The sequence below is a fragment of the Nitrosopumilus ureiphilus genome (assembly GCF_013407185.1).
GTDB classification, from domain to species: Archaea; Thermoproteota; Nitrososphaeria; order Nitrososphaerales; family Nitrosopumilaceae; genus Nitrosopumilus; species Nitrosopumilus ureiphilus.
The window spans coordinates 814,250-828,428 of the sequence record NZ_CP026995.1 but is presented as its reverse complement, the minus strand read 5'-3'; the positions used below and the strand labels follow the sequence as shown (position 1 = coordinate 828,428).

18 protein-coding genes and 1 other RNA gene are annotated in these 14,179 nt (G+C 33.2%); 9 read left to right on the top strand and 10 right to left on the bottom strand.

The annotated features are described in order from the left end of the window. Positions 1-77 precede the first annotated feature (77 nt). A complete protein-coding gene (locus C5F50_RS04795; RefSeq protein ID WP_246282201.1) occupies positions 78-482 on the bottom strand; it encodes a response regulator in 405 nt (134 codons plus the stop codon). A 26-nt stretch (positions 483-508) separates the two neighbouring features. Continuing rightward, positions 509-880, bottom strand: coding sequence for a response regulator (locus C5F50_RS04790; protein WP_179372531.1), 372 nt, complete (start codon positions 878-880; stop codon positions 509-511). A gap of 183 nt (positions 881-1,063) precedes the next feature. Between C5F50_RS04790 and dinB the strand changes: the two genes are divergently transcribed. After that, the gene (gene dinB / locus C5F50_RS04785) at positions 1,064-2,158 is read left to right on the top strand and encodes a DNA polymerase IV (protein ID WP_179372530.1); all 1,095 of its coding nucleotides are present in this window, start codon (positions 1,064-1,066) and stop codon (positions 2,156-2,158) included. A gap of 9 nt (positions 2,159-2,167) precedes the next feature. On the opposite strand, the gene artG is transcribed toward dinB, so the two are convergent. The 4 genes from artG to C5F50_RS04765 form a co-directional block, all read right to left on the bottom strand. Further along, entirely contained in the window at positions 2,168-3,085 is a 918-nt protein-coding gene (gene artG, locus C5F50_RS04780) for a thaumarchaeosortase (RefSeq protein ID WP_179372529.1), read from the bottom strand. A 334-nt stretch (positions 3,086-3,419) separates the two neighbouring features. Continuing rightward, entirely contained in the window at positions 3,420-3,806 is a 387-nt protein-coding gene (locus C5F50_RS04775) for a hypothetical protein (RefSeq protein ID WP_246282151.1), read from the bottom strand. Beyond that, positions 3,807-4,469, bottom strand: a complete 663-nt coding sequence (locus tag C5F50_RS04770) for a DsbA family protein (RefSeq protein WP_179372528.1) — start codon at positions 4,467-4,469, stop codon at positions 3,807-3,809. It lies immediately after the preceding gene. A 31-nt stretch (positions 4,470-4,500) separates the two neighbouring features. Next, positions 4,501-4,698: a hypothetical protein gene (locus C5F50_RS04765; protein WP_179372527.1), complete on the bottom strand. Its 198-nt coding sequence runs from the start codon at positions 4,696-4,698 to the stop codon at positions 4,501-4,503. On the opposite strand from C5F50_RS04765, the gene C5F50_RS04760 reads away from it, so the two are divergent. Continuing rightward, a complete protein-coding gene (locus C5F50_RS04760; protein ID WP_246282150.1) occupies positions 4,683-5,048 on the top strand; it encodes a hypothetical protein in 366 nt (121 codons plus the stop codon). The two genes, C5F50_RS04765 and C5F50_RS04760, sit on opposite strands and share 16 nt — an antisense overlap. Here C5F50_RS04760 and C5F50_RS04755 read toward each other — a convergent pair. After that, complete coding sequence (locus tag C5F50_RS04755) at positions 5,039-5,407, bottom strand: C2H2-type zinc finger protein (RefSeq protein WP_179372526.1); 369 nt, start codon at positions 5,405-5,407, stop codon at positions 5,039-5,041. The genes C5F50_RS04760 and C5F50_RS04755 overlap by 10 nt on opposite strands. An 83-nt stretch (positions 5,408-5,490) precedes the next feature. Between C5F50_RS04755 and C5F50_RS04750 the strand changes: the two genes are divergently transcribed. The 3 genes from C5F50_RS04750 (at position 5,491) to C5F50_RS04740 (ending at position 7,606) form a co-directional block, all read left to right on the top strand. Then, positions 5,491-5,877 carry a hypothetical protein gene (locus C5F50_RS04750; RefSeq protein WP_179372525.1) on the top strand — a complete coding sequence of 129 codons (387 nt, stop codon included), beginning with the start codon at positions 5,491-5,493 and terminating at the stop codon, positions 5,875-5,877. 27 nt (positions 5,878-5,904) lie between these two features. Continuing rightward, complete coding sequence (locus C5F50_RS04745) at positions 5,905-6,783, top strand: NAD(P)-dependent oxidoreductase (protein ID WP_179372524.1); 879 nt, start codon at positions 5,905-5,907, stop codon at positions 6,781-6,783. 61 nt (positions 6,784-6,844) lie between these two features. Beyond that, positions 6,845-7,606 (top strand): SDR family NAD(P)-dependent oxidoreductase, encoded by a 762-nt coding sequence (locus C5F50_RS04740; RefSeq protein ID WP_179372523.1) that lies wholly within the window; start codon positions 6,845-6,847, stop codon positions 7,604-7,606. Here the strand turns inward: C5F50_RS04740 and C5F50_RS04735 are convergent. Continuing rightward, on the bottom strand, positions 7,595-8,176 hold the full coding sequence (locus C5F50_RS04735; protein WP_179372522.1) for an endonuclease dU: 582 nt from the start codon (positions 8,174-8,176) through the stop codon (positions 7,595-7,597). The two genes, C5F50_RS04740 and C5F50_RS04735, sit on opposite strands and share 12 nt — an antisense overlap. Further along, positions 8,157-8,282, bottom strand: coding sequence for a hypothetical protein (locus C5F50_RS13205; RefSeq protein WP_280924473.1), 126 nt, complete (start codon positions 8,280-8,282; stop codon positions 8,157-8,159). The genes C5F50_RS04735 and C5F50_RS13205 overlap by 20 nt, the downstream gene beginning before the upstream one ends. Before the next feature lie 104 nt (positions 8,283-8,386). Between C5F50_RS13205 and C5F50_RS04730 the strand changes: the two genes are divergently transcribed. Together C5F50_RS04730 and C5F50_RS04725 are read left to right on the top strand one after the other, a co-directional pair. Next, positions 8,387-8,596, top strand: coding sequence for a hypothetical protein (locus tag C5F50_RS04730; RefSeq protein ID WP_179372521.1), 210 nt, complete (start codon positions 8,387-8,389; stop codon positions 8,594-8,596). A gap of 51 nt (positions 8,597-8,647) precedes the next feature. After that, a complete protein-coding gene (locus C5F50_RS04725; protein ID WP_179372520.1) occupies positions 8,648-9,862 on the top strand; it encodes an NAD(P)/FAD-dependent oxidoreductase in 1,215 nt (404 codons plus the stop codon). Here the strand turns inward: C5F50_RS04725 and C5F50_RS04720 are convergent, their stop codons facing one another. After that, positions 9,863-12,820, bottom strand: a complete 2,958-nt coding sequence (locus tag C5F50_RS04720; protein ID WP_246282149.1) for a hypothetical protein — start codon at positions 12,818-12,820, stop codon at positions 9,863-9,865. A 398-nt stretch (positions 12,821-13,218) separates the two neighbouring features. Here C5F50_RS04720 and C5F50_RS04715 point away from each other — a divergent pair, with 398 nt between their 5' ends. Beyond that, positions 13,219-13,848 (top strand): class I SAM-dependent methyltransferase, encoded by a 630-nt coding sequence (locus C5F50_RS04715; protein WP_179372519.1) that lies wholly within the window; start codon positions 13,219-13,221, stop codon positions 13,846-13,848. Between the two features lie 33 nt (positions 13,849-13,881). Then, positions 13,882-14,161, top strand: an RNA gene (gene rnpB / locus C5F50_RS04710) — RNase P RNA component. Positions 14,162-14,179 lie beyond the last annotated feature (18 nt).

The window sequence follows — 14,179 nt, the reverse complement described above, 5'->3', positions numbered from 1 at the left end:
TATTAATTAATTTAGAATAAATTTTACCAATATTCAAAATCACATAGAAAAATTTCTGGCGTGTACTGAATTTCAAATTATTGTTTTTTTTTATGTCTGCTAACGACTATTTGTTTTGACACTGCCATCACTATTGCACTAGAATCACATGGTTTGAGAAGATAGTCCCTTGCCCCACCTTTCTCTACTACATCTTGTACTGTTTCTTTATTGTCTTTTGATGAAATAACAATGATTCTTGCATTAGGATCATATTGTTTGATTGCCATTGTGGCTTTTACTCCGTCGACATTAGGCATTACAATGTCCATGATTGTAACATCAGGTCTAAAAGCAACATACTTGGAAATTGCTTCCTTTCCATCATTTGCTTCGTAATATCTACTTCCAATCTGTGCTTCTTTGAGAGTTCTTTTTACAAACGTTCTCATAAATGCAGAATCATCAACTATGAGAATTTTACTAAATCGTAACGGATTCATTGTTTTCACACTCATTGTCACATCAATTAATTCCCGTTGTCCTGAAGTTTTGTAATTGCTTCTTTAATCATGATTGGATCAATGGACTTTGTTACATATCCTAAATTTGGAATCTTACCACCCTTGACGGCCATAATGTTTGATTTGATGGATGTGGCAATTATCATCTTGGCATTCTTATCGATTTCTCTAATATTCATTGCAGTTTCAATGCCATTTAGTCCTGGCATTTCATAATCAATAGTTACCAAGGATGGTTTGTATTTCATGAATGCTCTAACTCCCTCAATCCCATTTTTAGCCTCCATAATTGAATTAATTTTCAAATATGAGAGCGTATTTTTTATATTCTCTCTCATAAATTTAGAGTCATCTACCATAAGCACACTTAATTCCATGATTTCATCACATCAGATCAATACATGAAATGATGTTTGTAATAAAAATACAAACAATCTTAGTAAATTCAACCATAATTCAATTCCCAGTAAATTTGGAATGTAGTAGAAATGAATGATGTTATGACATCCACTTTAGATGAATACACAATATAATAATAATCAAAACAATATTGAAAAGTATTGGAAACAAGAGTAGTTTTCCACGTAGATTTTGATTATTTTTATGCTCAATGTGAGGAGACAAGATCACCTGAATTAAAAACAAAGCCAGTATGTGTTTGTGTTTTCTCAGACAGAGGGGGTGGTAGTGGGGCAATAGCTACGGCCAACTATACTGCAAGAAAATATGGGGTCAAGGCAGGAATGCCAATAGCATTTGCAAAAAAAAGACTGGAAGATAGAAAAGATGCAGTATTTTTGTCTGTAGATTTTGATTTCTATTCAGAAATTTCTGAAAAAGCAATGGAGATTATGAAATCTAATGCAGATGTTTTTGAATATGTTGGAAGAGATGAGGCATATTTGGATGTAACAAAAAGAGTTGAAGGTGATTTTAAGAAAGCTAGTCACCTTGCACAACAAATCAAAAATTCTATTCGAGAAAAAATTAAACTCAGTTGTTCAATTGGAATTTCACCTAACAAGTTAATTTCTAAAATTGCATCTGATTTTCGAAAACCAGATGGTCTCACAGTTGTAACTCCAGATAAGATGAATGAATTTTTAGAACCATTAAAAATTAGGGTAATTCCAGGCATAGGGAAAAAAACTGAAGAGAGGTTTTCTGAAATGAAATTAGAAACAATACAAGATTTAAAAAAATTAGATGTTTTTACTTTGAATAAAGAATTTGGAAGAAAGAGTGGAACTTACATCTACAATGCAGTAAGGGGGATAGATAACGAACCAGTCAAAGAAAGAGAAGCAAGTATACAATATAGTAAAATTTCAACATTGAAAAAAGACTCAAAAGATTATCAATTTCTATCGGAAAATATTGTTGAATTATGTAAAGAAGTGCACAATGTATTACTGAAAAATAATCGAACATTCAAATCTGTTGGAATTCATCTTGTTCAATCTGATTTATCAAGCAAATCAAAATCAAGAATGCTAAGAAATCCAACCACAAGTCTTGAGGAATTACAAAAAAATGCTGATCAGTTACTAAAAGAAGCATTAGAAAACCAGACAGATACAATTAGAAGATTAGGAGTCAAAGTTGCAGAACTTTCAGAAGTTCAAGGACAAAGCAGCATTACAAATTATTTCTAAATAGAAAAATTATTGTCCAAGTTTTTTCATGCGTCTTGATTCTATCAAAATTACTACAAGGATGAATGCAAATAACCACGGCAAAAACATGATTTCACCTGCAATCTTGTGATATTCTTCCCATGCCACAGGATCTGTTGTTACTTTAAGGGCATACCAGGATAATGAAAATATTCGAATCAGATTAACTGTGATTGTACCTACAATACCTAAAACAAAATACATTGCTTTTCGATGTCTTAGAATATTCAATTTTAACATGAATGCACCAATGACTAATGAAAAAATAATAATACTATGAACTCCCGCAGATGGCCAAAATACCTGAAGAGCCATAGAACCATGTTCACCTCGTAAGAACATGACATTATCTTTAGCTACTGCCGTTCCAAGATCAAGCATTGTAATAATCCATACATTAGTTTGAACAAAGTATGGAACAACATATTGTAAAGGACCCAAAGTATCGTATGGGAAAAATGCATCAAGCGAGAGAATTATTGCAGTGCCAATTAGAAATATAGGTCCAGCAGGTGCAATTCTAATCCATCGTTTACCAAAGAAAATTGTCAATACTGCAACAATAAAAATTGCCATGACAATAAAATCCCACATCCATGTCCATGAATAAATTAATTGTACATCAAACTGCTCTGCAGATTCAATAATGTAATCTCTAAGACCATACTCTAATGAAATTAGATATGCAATAGTTAGAAGTGCCATTGGAATTACGGCAAGCAGTCTTTTTCTAGATATGACAATTTTAAGACCAATTAATTCAGCTACTATGAAAACAAGTGCAAAGAAATAACCCCCCCTACCTTCATTCCAACTCCAAGCTATTGAGTCAGGATATGCAATCATTGAAAAAAGAATTGGACTTGCAATTATGAAAATTCCGAAAATAAGATTCCAATTCTGCATTAGTTAAACCTAAAAAATGGCAAATAAATATCTCAACTTTGTAAATTTTAAAATTAATTTATTCATTAAAATTCAAAAAAACTCTAATCCTCTGCATCTTCTATTTCATCTGCCTCTGGATCTCTCCTACTAGGCCGAATTGGAACATAAATGAATGTCATAGAATCTATTCAGATGACTATAACATACATTCCAAGGTTGCAAATATTTGTCTAATTAGTAATTTCTAATACATCAAGATCAAGAATTGACGTTACACTCGATTTTGAGGGATTTTACAGTAGTGAAATAAGTTACAATCAAAATAGCAATTGCAATGATTCGGATGGGGATTTCATAATTTGTTAGAAACACAGTTGCAGTAGCACCTACTGAGCCAAAAGTTGAGATCACTGCAAACCCCCACAGGGCCACAACTGCATGCATCAGCAATAGCACCCATGATAGAACCAATAGCACCGCCACCCATTTTTTGTTTTGAACTTTTTAAAATATTAATTCGAAAAATATTCATTGGAATTACCAATGCAGACAGTGCTGAAAGTGTTAAGATTAATACAAATCCCAATTCAGTTCCAGAAGGTAAATGACTTACAATATAGGGGTATAAGAAAACATATTCAGATAATATCAGTAAGCCAATCATCATAGATACAAAAATGACAGTAGATAAGAGAACATATTTGAAATTTGAAAATACAAGTTTGATTGGTTGTATCATTTAGATCATAGGATCCAGCATTTGTTTAAAAACAGAAAATGGTTGTGCCCCACTGATTTGTTGTTGTCCATCAGAACCTACAATGAAGAACCCAGGAGTTCCATGTACACCATTGTCTCTTGCTTGTTGTATGTTGTACTGAACACGTTTTGAATATTTTCCTGAATCAAGACAACTTTCAAAAAGGCCCATATCAAGACTCAAAGTAAATGCAAATGCCTTTAGCCTTTCAGAATTTGCCCAACCTCCATCTATTTTTGGTTCTTGTGAATTGTAAAGAAGGCCATGATAATCCCAGTACATCCCTTGATCTTCAGCACAATATGAAGCCTGAGCTGCTTTGGGGGAATCATTTCCCAAAACGGCCAAATCAACAAAAACTAAATTTGCTTTTCCAGTTTCAATATAATCACGTGTTATTGCAGGTTTTGTATTGTGAAACCAATTATAGTATTGATGACATTGATAATCACCAAATTCAACAATTGTGATTGGAGCAGAAGGATCACCTAAAATTGCAGAACCCATAGCAGTAGAGATTGTACCATGTGTTCTACCCATATCAAGATTAACGGTTTCTGATGTAGATGATGAAATAGATGCTGCAATACCGGCGACTATTGCTACAACAATGACGCCTAAAATTACAGCTTTTTTATGCATATTTCAAAAAGATGGAATTGTTTAAAAAAACTTATTCCAAATTACGTGATGGCTTTCGTTTAAACAAATTTACAAATTTTGCAATTACAGTGTCAATAGGACACATTTCACATGCAATATTTGATGAATGTCCGTCAAGATGTTTTTCAAATCTTTCTCTAGATTCAAAAACAAGATCACATTTTTCACAATAAACTTTATTCACATTATTCTTTGACGATTTTTTCACAATTTTTTTGTGTAACTAGTGCTTATAAAGATCCTGTTAAAAATCAAAATGTAATTAAAATTCTAGATAAATTTGTCACAGGGTTTTTTGTAGTGACATTGGGAATTTTGTGGCATTGTAGTTCAAAGTATCAGGTTAAACCAAGTCAGTACACAGTTGTAGTCTATGATGTGTTTGGGAAGCAATCAGAGATTGACGGAATAAGAACTAGATTTAAAATAATACAAGTGGCACAAAGTTACATTTCAGAATACCAAAAACGCTTTGAAAGTCATAATTTTTCAATGGCTCAAGAAATGCCCATAATTAAAAATCCAAGTTTTAGAATTTTTAATAAAACTCAAAGATAGTGAATTCTCATGTGGACATTTAATTCAACTTGGTATCTTGTGACAAAACCACAATGAGTGCAAGTAAACATTTCAGATTGTTCTACAGATTCTCGTTCTATCACTCTGCCTGAAATAGATGTGATGTTAATTTTTCTATCATTTGAAATTACAGCAAAGTTTTTTCCTTCATCTATCGAGTCCAAGTATTCTTTAATGGCAGAAATTACTAAATCAGCATCAATAATGTCATCATCATCAAAAGTAGAGAGTGTGAATTGATGTTGTTTGAGGGTAGGAATAGCTGCTACTTTATCTGCAACATATACAAGTAATTCATTTTTTATTGATAAAACATCTTTGCAATCAATTGTGAGCATGAAATTTGAAGAACTAGTCAATATTTTAGTCTAACAGTGATTTGAAAATGATTATTATGGTTTGATAATGTGAGTTTGAATAGATGAGGGATTCAGAAACATTTGGGGTTGAGAAGGGTCACGGAGAAGAGATTGTATCATGGTTAAATAATCAGGCAAAAGTTCAAGGAGTGAAACTTGAAGCTAGACTATATGGATATGAGATTTCCAGTAAAAATTTTGGAGATTTTGAAATGTTTTCATGGATGGGCGATGTTCAAATTGCAAGGAAGATGATTATCAAAGCAAGTAAAAGATTCAAGGTAAAAGTAATTGAAGGAGGATACAAACCAAAAGAGAAACTACTAAGATTGAAAAAATTTGATTTTGCCAAAGTTAAAAAAGGCGACAAGACAATAGGACAATTAGAATTTGTCTCATCAAGATTTGGAAATAATCAATGGGAGATTCAAAATGAAGAACGTCATTAAAATATTAATTCCAAGTAATGATAAAAAATGAAAAAAATAGGCATTGTGGGTTTAGGAATGTTAGGAAATGCAGTAGCGCTGCATTTGTTGGATTCAGGTTTTGACGTTACAGTGTACAATCGAACAAAAGAAAAAACAACGCAAATCAAAAAGAAAGGAGCTAAGGTTGTATCATCACCTAAAGAAATTGCAGAGGATGTAGAACTTGTCATTATTGTAGTAAAAGATGCAGATGCAATAAAACAAATATCTTTTGAAAAAGATGGAATAATTGAGGGTAAAAATGAAAAATTAATTGTTGCAGATATGAGCACGATTAGTCCATCAGAATCAAAAAACATTTCAGAAAAATTTCTAGAGCATAACATTCAGAAATTAGACATCCCAGTAATGGGAGGACCAAATGTTGCAATTACTGGAGATTTAGTCATGATGGTGTCAGGAGACAAGAGTACTTTTGAGAGTTGTAAAAATGTCTTATACAATATTGCAAACAAAGTATTTTTCTTAGGAGAAAGTGGGGTTGCACATTCAGTCAAGCTTGCCATGAATCTTCAAATAACTATGCTTGCACTGGCGCTATCAGAGGGAATCACTCTTGTTAAGAAATTAAATGTTGATCCTAGAATATTTCTTGAAATTTTAAACTCTACGTACTTTAAAACAGGAATGAGTGAAAAAAAGGCATACAAAATGGCAGAGGGTAAATATGAGGCAACATTTACCCTTGCAAATCTAAAAAAAGATATCAGTACAATTACAGAAACTGCCAAATCTTTAGGAATAAAACTACCAATGATTGAAAAAGCAGAACAAGTGTACAGTGACGCTCTTAAAGAAGGACTAGGCGAAATAGACTATACAGGAATAATTGAACACATCAAAAAAATTAATGATTCCAAATAAAACTAAAACCACGAATAAAGTTAAACAAAAATTCTATAAGTTATGAGTTATTTGTGTTAGTATGAGATTAAGTGATAAAGTCGCCATAGTTACAGGGGCATCAAGTGATATAGGTAAAGGAATCGTCAAAAGATTTACTGAAGAAGGAGCAAAGGTTGTTCTTGTTGCAAGAAGCCTAGAAGGATTAGAAAAGGCAAGAAAAGAGATTGGGAATGAAGAATCAACAGCATCAGTAACATGTGATTTGACTGATGAATCACAAGCACTCCAAGCTGTTAATCAAATCATGGACACATATGGTAAAATAGATATTTTAGTAAATAATGCAGGAGCAATTAATGATCCAGTGCACTTTCATGAAATGAAAGATTCTGAAATTAAAAAACTCATTGATGTCAATTTGTTAGGAGTGTTTCATATGACAAAAGCAGTTCTTTCAAAAATGTCAGATGTAAAAAGTGGAGTCATTGTGAATATAGGGTCGATTTCAAGTGAAAGAGCAATACCAAGAGTACATTTAGCAGCATATTCTGCAACCAAAGCAGCAATTTCCATGTTTACAAAATCAATTGCAGTAGAATATGCAAGAAGAAACATCAGATGCAATTGTGTAAATCCAGGAATTATCAACTCAGGAATGATTAAACCATATCTTGATGATCCTCAAGCAAGAAAAGTTCTTGAAGAAAGATTACCTCTTGCAAGAGTTGGTGAACCAGTAGATGTTGCAAATGCTGTACTCTATTTAGCATCAGATGAAGCAAATTGGGTAACAGGAACCATTCTAAATGTAGATGGTGGCAAGACCGCTTCAGAAGGATAATCCTTTTTCAAGTAACGTTTTTGCAAGTAATTGAGATACACGAATAGGTTCTGGAATTGAACCATTTAATGTTAAATCATCAAGAAGATGTTTCACATCATTTAATGTGCAACCTTCCCTCCTAACAAAAATATCATGACATGTGTGTAGAGTAATTTTTTCTCGTTTACCTAATTTATGATATTCAGAAATTTTGGATTCAAATGAATTTGGAAAATGATGTTTAAGAGCACCTTCAATTCCAAGAGAATCGTTATACGAAACTCCAATAATTGGAATTTTTAGAGAATCAAATAATTTTCGGATATCTATAATATTATACATGGAAACTATCAAGCCAGAGATCAACACATAACTGACGTCAGGTCTATCAAGTTCATCGTACATCTTTAGAATAGAATCAGTAGCATCATTGCCACCTAATGTTGCACTTCCGAATACAAAATCATCAATAATGAAATCTCGCCTCATCACAATTCCAGACAAGATAGATTTTGAGGAGTTTGGTGCAAAGCTTTCAGCAATAGCAAGTCCCCTTAATCCTTTTTTTTCAAGATGAAGAGATCTCATCGTTCTTTGTCCTCAAATATGCACGGTAACTTAGTCCAGTAATCACCATAATAATTCCAGTAATGGCAGACCACATAACAAAAGACGAGATTTGAGATTCATCCATAAATAATTACAAAGTTGTAAACATCTAAAGTTTCGGTTCCAGAATAAAACAGTCAATTCAATATTGCCTGAAACATCTAAATAGATTTGATACAAACGGAATTTATGCCTGAATTCATATGCCCCGACTGTGGAAAACGCTTATTTCATGAAAATGAAACAACATTAAAGATAGAGGAGACAATTCATTCAAAATTCTGCAGAAAGAGTGAAGGGGAGACTCATAGTTACATGCATAGAGATCCAGGACATATGCAAACCTTTGATTCAGAAAGAGAAAACGATGCATCAGGCACACCAGTTTTAAAGAAATGATTTCACAGAAATTCCTCAAAATTATATCCTAGGACTGCTGATTGAGTTAAGTTGTCTGAAGAACATCACTATGATTTAGTTATAGTAGGAGGAGGGCCAGCAGGGTCATCAGCAGCATTTGCATCTGCAAAAAATGGAATTAAAGTTGCTCTATTAGAAAAAGAAAATTCAATTGCAGAAACTGTTAGAACAAGCGGAGTCACATGGATTCAAAATATCAAAGAGTTTGGAATTCCAGATGATTGTTTTAATCCAATTAAAAATTTCTCATTTTGTTCACCAAGCAATGAAGTTACAATTAGGGATTCAGTTCCACGGGCGGCTGTTTTAGATGTGAGAAAAACATACAGATGGTTAGCACAACAAGCAAAGCAGGCAGGTGCAGACATCTTTGTGAAAATTAATGTCAAGGATGTAATTAAAAATAAGAGGGGAGATATTGTAGGAGTTAGTGGAATTGGGCCAAATGGAAAAATTACGTTTCATTCAAAAGTAGTGATTGACGCAAGCGGCTTTCCATCTACAGTGTGCAAAGCAATGGGGTTTGCAACTCAATGGAAAAGATTCGGTGCAGGAGCAGAATACGAGGTGAAAGTAGAAAATGTAGAATCAGATACATGGTGGTTGATGGTAGGTCAGCAATACTCACCAGCTGGATATGCGTGGATTTTTCCTTTAGGAAACAACATTGTTAGAATTGGAGTAGGTGTTGGAAAACCAGAATCAGATATAGACCCAACTCAAAGACTCAAAGAATTAATGGATTCAAAGATAGGCCCAATTAAAAAACTAGGAAAAATATCACCAATGGAGTTTCATTATGGATTAATTCCAAATGATGGCTTGTCAAGAAAAACTGTGTTTAACAATTTGATTTTAGTTGGAGATTCTGCAGGCCAAGCAAATCCTTTGGTTTTGGAAGGAATAAGATATGCAATAAAATTCGGCAGAGTCGCGGGAAAAGTCGCATCAGATGCAATAAAATCAGGAAATACAGACAAAACTGCATTAAATCCCTATGAAGAAAATTGGAGAAAAGAGATTGAATCAAAAATTAATTCTGCAGGAAAAGTGCAGAATAGATGGATTGGGTTATCAGATGAAGAGTGGGATAGAGAGTTAGACATTATTAAAGAATTGAAACCTGAAGAGTTTATCGATTTTATAAAAGCAGAATTTGGATTATCAAATATGATAAAGCTGGCAACCCACCATCCAAAACTTGCCGTAAGACAACTCTTTAATTTAGTGAAAGGAAAAAAATAATCACTTTACATTAAAAAAGTCAGTTACGCGTACATCATGATATTCTAATTGAATGACATAAAGACCAGGATCAAATGGCTCGGATATGACTTCAGAGAACAATCCTGAAGAACTATCTTTCAGCGCTATTTCATCTATCAAATTTCCTCTCTGATCAAAAATGTCAACAAACAGATCCTCTCTAAACGCAATTGTCTTCTGAATTGCTCCTGACACTATTAATTTATCGTCATTATATGAGGCTTCAATCACTGCAGTACGTGAACGTATTGGAAGATATCTTTCAATGATCATTTTTAGTTCATCAATGTTTTCATCCACACTTTTAGCATTCTTGTCAGTAAAACCAGATTTGATTTCATTTATTACAGATGCAAATCTTGAATTACTAACAAAATTCTCACCGCCAAATTTTTCTGCAAATGATTCTAGATCTTCAAATTCACGTGCCAATTCAACCATACTCAAATCAGATGTACTGTATTTGTAATCAAATTTTTCTTCAACATGGACAATCTGAGTAGCCTTGGAATTTTGATATTGTAGCATTACAACATAGAGGCCAGGATCTGTTGGCGCAATCCATTGAGTGTAAAAATCACCTTGTTTAGTATCAGTAAATTTCAAACTACTGTGAGTGCTGCCATCCATATTGAAAATAGTCACATAAAGATTTTCACGTCTATCAAAGATAGATTTGTCAGTAGCACCATTAAGAACCCAGATATTTTTTTCAGCATCATAGTAAATATCATAGATAAGTTTTGGATTTTTTAGAACCAAGTATTCACTTAGATAATTACCAATTTCTAAAATTTTGGATTCTGCATCAACGAAATTTGCAATATCAATTAATTCATTAGCATCATCCATCATTTTGTTGTAATTGTCAACATATGCAGAAAATTCACTGTTGTAGAAAGTAGACACCATGTTTGAGAAAGTATCAAGTTTTTTACGGAATTCGATTCGCTTTATTTCATCTGCAGTATATCCAACATCAGAACCAAAAGGATCATTTGCATAAGCTTGTGAAACATCAGTCCACTCACTAAATAATTCTCTTACCAATACATCAGCTTGATCAAGATCATTTTTAATTACAAGATCTCTTACATCATCAATTTTTTCATTAAATTTTTCAGTGAATTCAATATAATTTGGCAAGAAGCGATTCTTAGTCAAACTAAGATCAACCAAATTTTCAAGAGATTTTGCACGCTGTAAAATATCACTTGCTCGTACTTTGAATGCATCTTTATCATAAGAATCCAAATCGGATTTTATTTGAGGTGCTTTTTCACTTACCCAAGTCAGCAAAACTTCAATCCTATCAATTCGTGTAATTGAAGGATTACCAGATTCCATTTGTTTGGCCGTATCTAAAATCTTAAGAGCGTTATCAATCAAAAAGAGATTTTGATAATCGGCTTGAAGTTCAGCCTTTTCTTTCATGGTCTTATATTGAAATTCTAAAACTACCAATGGATTTCGTTTTTCTCTTAGTTCAGTAATGGATTGATCAAACTCTGAGACAATTTCTAAGATCTCATCAGTTGATTCAGCATTTTCTACTCTTTCTAAAAGTGATTTCCAATCAGATACAAGGGCAGAATCAACACCACTTGATTGCGAAATCTCAACGCTCTTGTTAATCCTTGAAGAAATATCTATTATCTGAACCATTTGTTTTATCTCAGATTCTGAATCCAAAATGCTTTGGACTGATGTTGCCAGGGCCAAATCAGATTCCAAATCATCCCAATCAGGCATGATTATATTAGCAAGATCACTGTTTTCATCAGAATCATTTGAAATGAACCTCTCAACAGCATCTAATTCTCGCAACAATATTGCGGCTTGATGTAATTCTGAAACACGTGTTTTAGATTCAATTAATTCATCTATTGATTCTTTACCCATTAAAGAGGGTTTGAGGGAGTCCCAATCATTTTGAACTAGTCTGTAAAGATCACTTTCTTTTCTAGACACAACATCAAGATATCTAGATTTTGAAAGAATGTCAATTAGTTCGCCTAATTCATCAGAATAAACAGGAGCAGTTCCTCTTGCAAAAATAAAACCCACTTCATTTTTCACAGGTTTACTCATTACAGTGTCAGATTTTTTCATCAAGTTAAGCAGCGTCTCTTCTAATTCATCAAAAGTAGGAGTTCTTTGAGTGGTTGTCTTTTCAGGATTTACATTTCTAATGTCAACAAAGACATCAGTTAACAAATCTATTGCCTTTGTTTTATCACCAATTTGGTAATTAAATATTGCAGAATATATTGTTCTGTCAATTGACTTTGCAATATCAAAAGATATTTCATCTCCATCTAATAATTTCTGAACAGAATCAAGTGAAGAAGATACTGCAGGTCTAATTAAGGGATCAACCTCAAGAATCAAGTCATCTACAAAAAATTCACTCCACAAATCAACATAAGTGGATTCTAATTCAGACAAATTATTTGATGTTTGATTAGATACAGGTGATGAAATATCAAATAATGTACTTATTGATAATGCTTGATCATTTACCAAATTTTGTGCCAGAGAAATCTTTTCTTCATTGTTTGGTTCAGAGAAAGTTGATGATGAAACAGTAAATGTTGTTGATTTGGAATAATCCCCATAGAATAATTTAATTTCATATTCACCAGAAAGTCCACAAATTCTACCTTTTAGTGGAATTACATCTGTGATGAATACTCCATTTGATAAAGGCATGAGTTGTTGGATTTGACATAGATCGCCTTCAGGATTAAAAATTTGCATTATTAAAAAAGAGCCATCAGTAATGCTTGCTATTTGTCCATAAATGAACAGAGGTTCACCACTGTTATAATTTCCAAAATCATCAAGAATTGTAATTCTGTCAGGGCTTTGAGCAGACGCATAGACAGGCATCAATAAAAGAACAATTAGGCTCAAAATGACCGGAATTTGCCCCATAAAGATACAAACCGATGCTAATCATACTTAAAACTTGAGTAGCTATGATATGTGAAATTTAAGATTTCTATTATCAAGCCATGGTAACTACCATGTAATTGCCAGACTTGATTTTTGGCATAGTGTTAGCACGGTTGGTATTTTGCGACATACAAATTGAATGAAATTGCTCTGTTGTGCAAATGGCACAGTTTTTACAAATCATACTGTTAGGCTTCAAACAATAAGAGCATTTAGTATACTCATATAATTTTCCACCACAGTTTCTGCACGATTCATCAGGCAATTCTTTTCAAACTAAATTATTAGAAATAAAATATAAGAAGCACGTAGAATTCATTCATACTAATCATCAGCGAAACGAAGATTATAATGGAAATGAAAAGAGCACAATAAATATGGACAGAGTTAGAAAAACGTTTGATGAGTGGGCTCAAAATGGAAGGGCCGAATTAATGGAATTAGAGCACGGAAAGAATGTTTCAAAATTTTTGCAAACAATATCCTTTGACAAACCATTTACATTTTTAGATGTAGGGTGTGGAAATGGATGGGTTGTAAAGAAAATTGCTAGAGAGAAAAACTGCAGAAAAGTGGTAGGGATTGACAAAAGCAATAAAATGATCATTCAAGCTAAACAAAAAAAAGATAGCAGTAAAGAAGAATTCATTCATACAGATATAGAATCAATGAATTATAAAGGAAAATTTGATTTTGTATTCTCAATGGAATCTCTTTATTATGCAGATTCAATTAAAGTGGCACTAAAAAAAATATTCAAACTACTAAAACCAGGAGGAAGTTTGTTCTGCGGGACGGACTTTTACTCTGATAACAAGGTAACTGCTAAATGGGCAAAAATAATGAAAATACAGATGCATTTGCATTCAAAAAAAGAGTGGAAGGAATTTTTTAAAAATACAGGATTCATAGTAAAAACAAAGCAAGTCAAAGATTTGAAAAGCAGAAAAAAATGGAAACGGGAATTTGGTACATTGTTCATTATAGGCACAAAGCCTCAAAGGTAATACTCAAATTCAATCAAGAAATACACCAATCATGTGAGCTGGAGCACGACATGCTGCTACGGCAGAGGAAACTCCTCCCTCCATACAGGAAATGTGATCCGGAGATGGATAATCAGAGATGATTGGCAACGGAGCAGAAAAAAATCCAATATGGCGCACTATGATGGCAAAACCTGAGGTTTCCATAAAAGGAATGAAAAAAGCCGCCCCACATGGAGCAAGGCCAAACAGAACTTAAAGTTCCTGTACTAGGTTCAGGTAGGCTGCAAAGCGAAATATCGTGAAAACAGAAGGAGGGTTACTCCCAGCACACATTTTTTAAATTTTTAGA

What these genes read in the sequence shown, in the direction of transcription:
- C5F50_RS04795 (WP_246282201.1), bottom strand. Translation starts at nt 482, where the DNA reads ATGAATCCGTTACGATTTAGTAAAATTCTCATAGTTGATGATTCTGCA.
- C5F50_RS04790 (WP_179372531.1), bottom strand. Translation starts at nt 880, where the DNA reads ATGGAATTAAGTGTGCTTATGGTAGATGACTCTAAATTTATGAGAGAG.
- artG (WP_179372529.1), bottom strand. Translation starts at nt 3,085, where the DNA reads ATGCAGAATTGGAATCTTATTTTCGGAATTTTCATAATTGCAAGTCCA.
- C5F50_RS04775 (WP_246282151.1), bottom strand. Translation starts at nt 3,806, where the DNA reads ATGATACAACCAATCAAACTTGTATTTTCAAATTTCAAATATGTTCTC.
- C5F50_RS04770 (WP_179372528.1), bottom strand. Translation starts at nt 4,469, where the DNA reads ATGCATAAAAAAGCTGTAATTTTAGGCGTCATTGTTGTAGCAATAGTC.
- C5F50_RS04755 (WP_179372526.1), bottom strand. Translation starts at nt 5,407, where the DNA reads ATGCTCACAATTGATTGCAAAGATGTTTTATCAATAAAAAATGAATTA.
- C5F50_RS04750 (WP_179372525.1), top strand. Translation starts at nt 5,491, where the DNA reads ATGAGGGATTCAGAAACATTTGGGGTTGAGAAGGGTCACGGAGAAGAG.
- C5F50_RS04745 (WP_179372524.1), top strand. Translation starts at nt 5,905, where the DNA reads ATGAAAAAAATAGGCATTGTGGGTTTAGGAATGTTAGGAAATGCAGTA.
- C5F50_RS04740 (WP_179372523.1), top strand. Translation starts at nt 6,845, where the DNA reads ATGAGATTAAGTGATAAAGTCGCCATAGTTACAGGGGCATCAAGTGAT.
- C5F50_RS04735 (WP_179372522.1), bottom strand. Translation starts at nt 8,176, where the DNA reads ATGAGATCTCTTCATCTTGAAAAAAAAGGATTAAGGGGACTTGCTATT.
- C5F50_RS13205 (WP_280924473.1), bottom strand. Translation starts at nt 8,282, where the DNA reads ATGGATGAATCTCAAATCTCGTCTTTTGTTATGTGGTCTGCCATTACT.
- C5F50_RS04730 (WP_179372521.1), top strand. Translation starts at nt 8,387, where the DNA reads ATGCCTGAATTCATATGCCCCGACTGTGGAAAACGCTTATTTCATGAA.
- C5F50_RS04720 (WP_246282149.1), bottom strand. Translation starts at nt 12,820, where the DNA reads ATGGGGCAAATTCCGGTCATTTTGAGCCTAATTGTTCTTTTATTGATG.
- C5F50_RS04715 (WP_179372519.1), top strand. Translation starts at nt 13,219, where the DNA reads ATGGACAGAGTTAGAAAAACGTTTGATGAGTGGGCTCAAAATGGAAGG.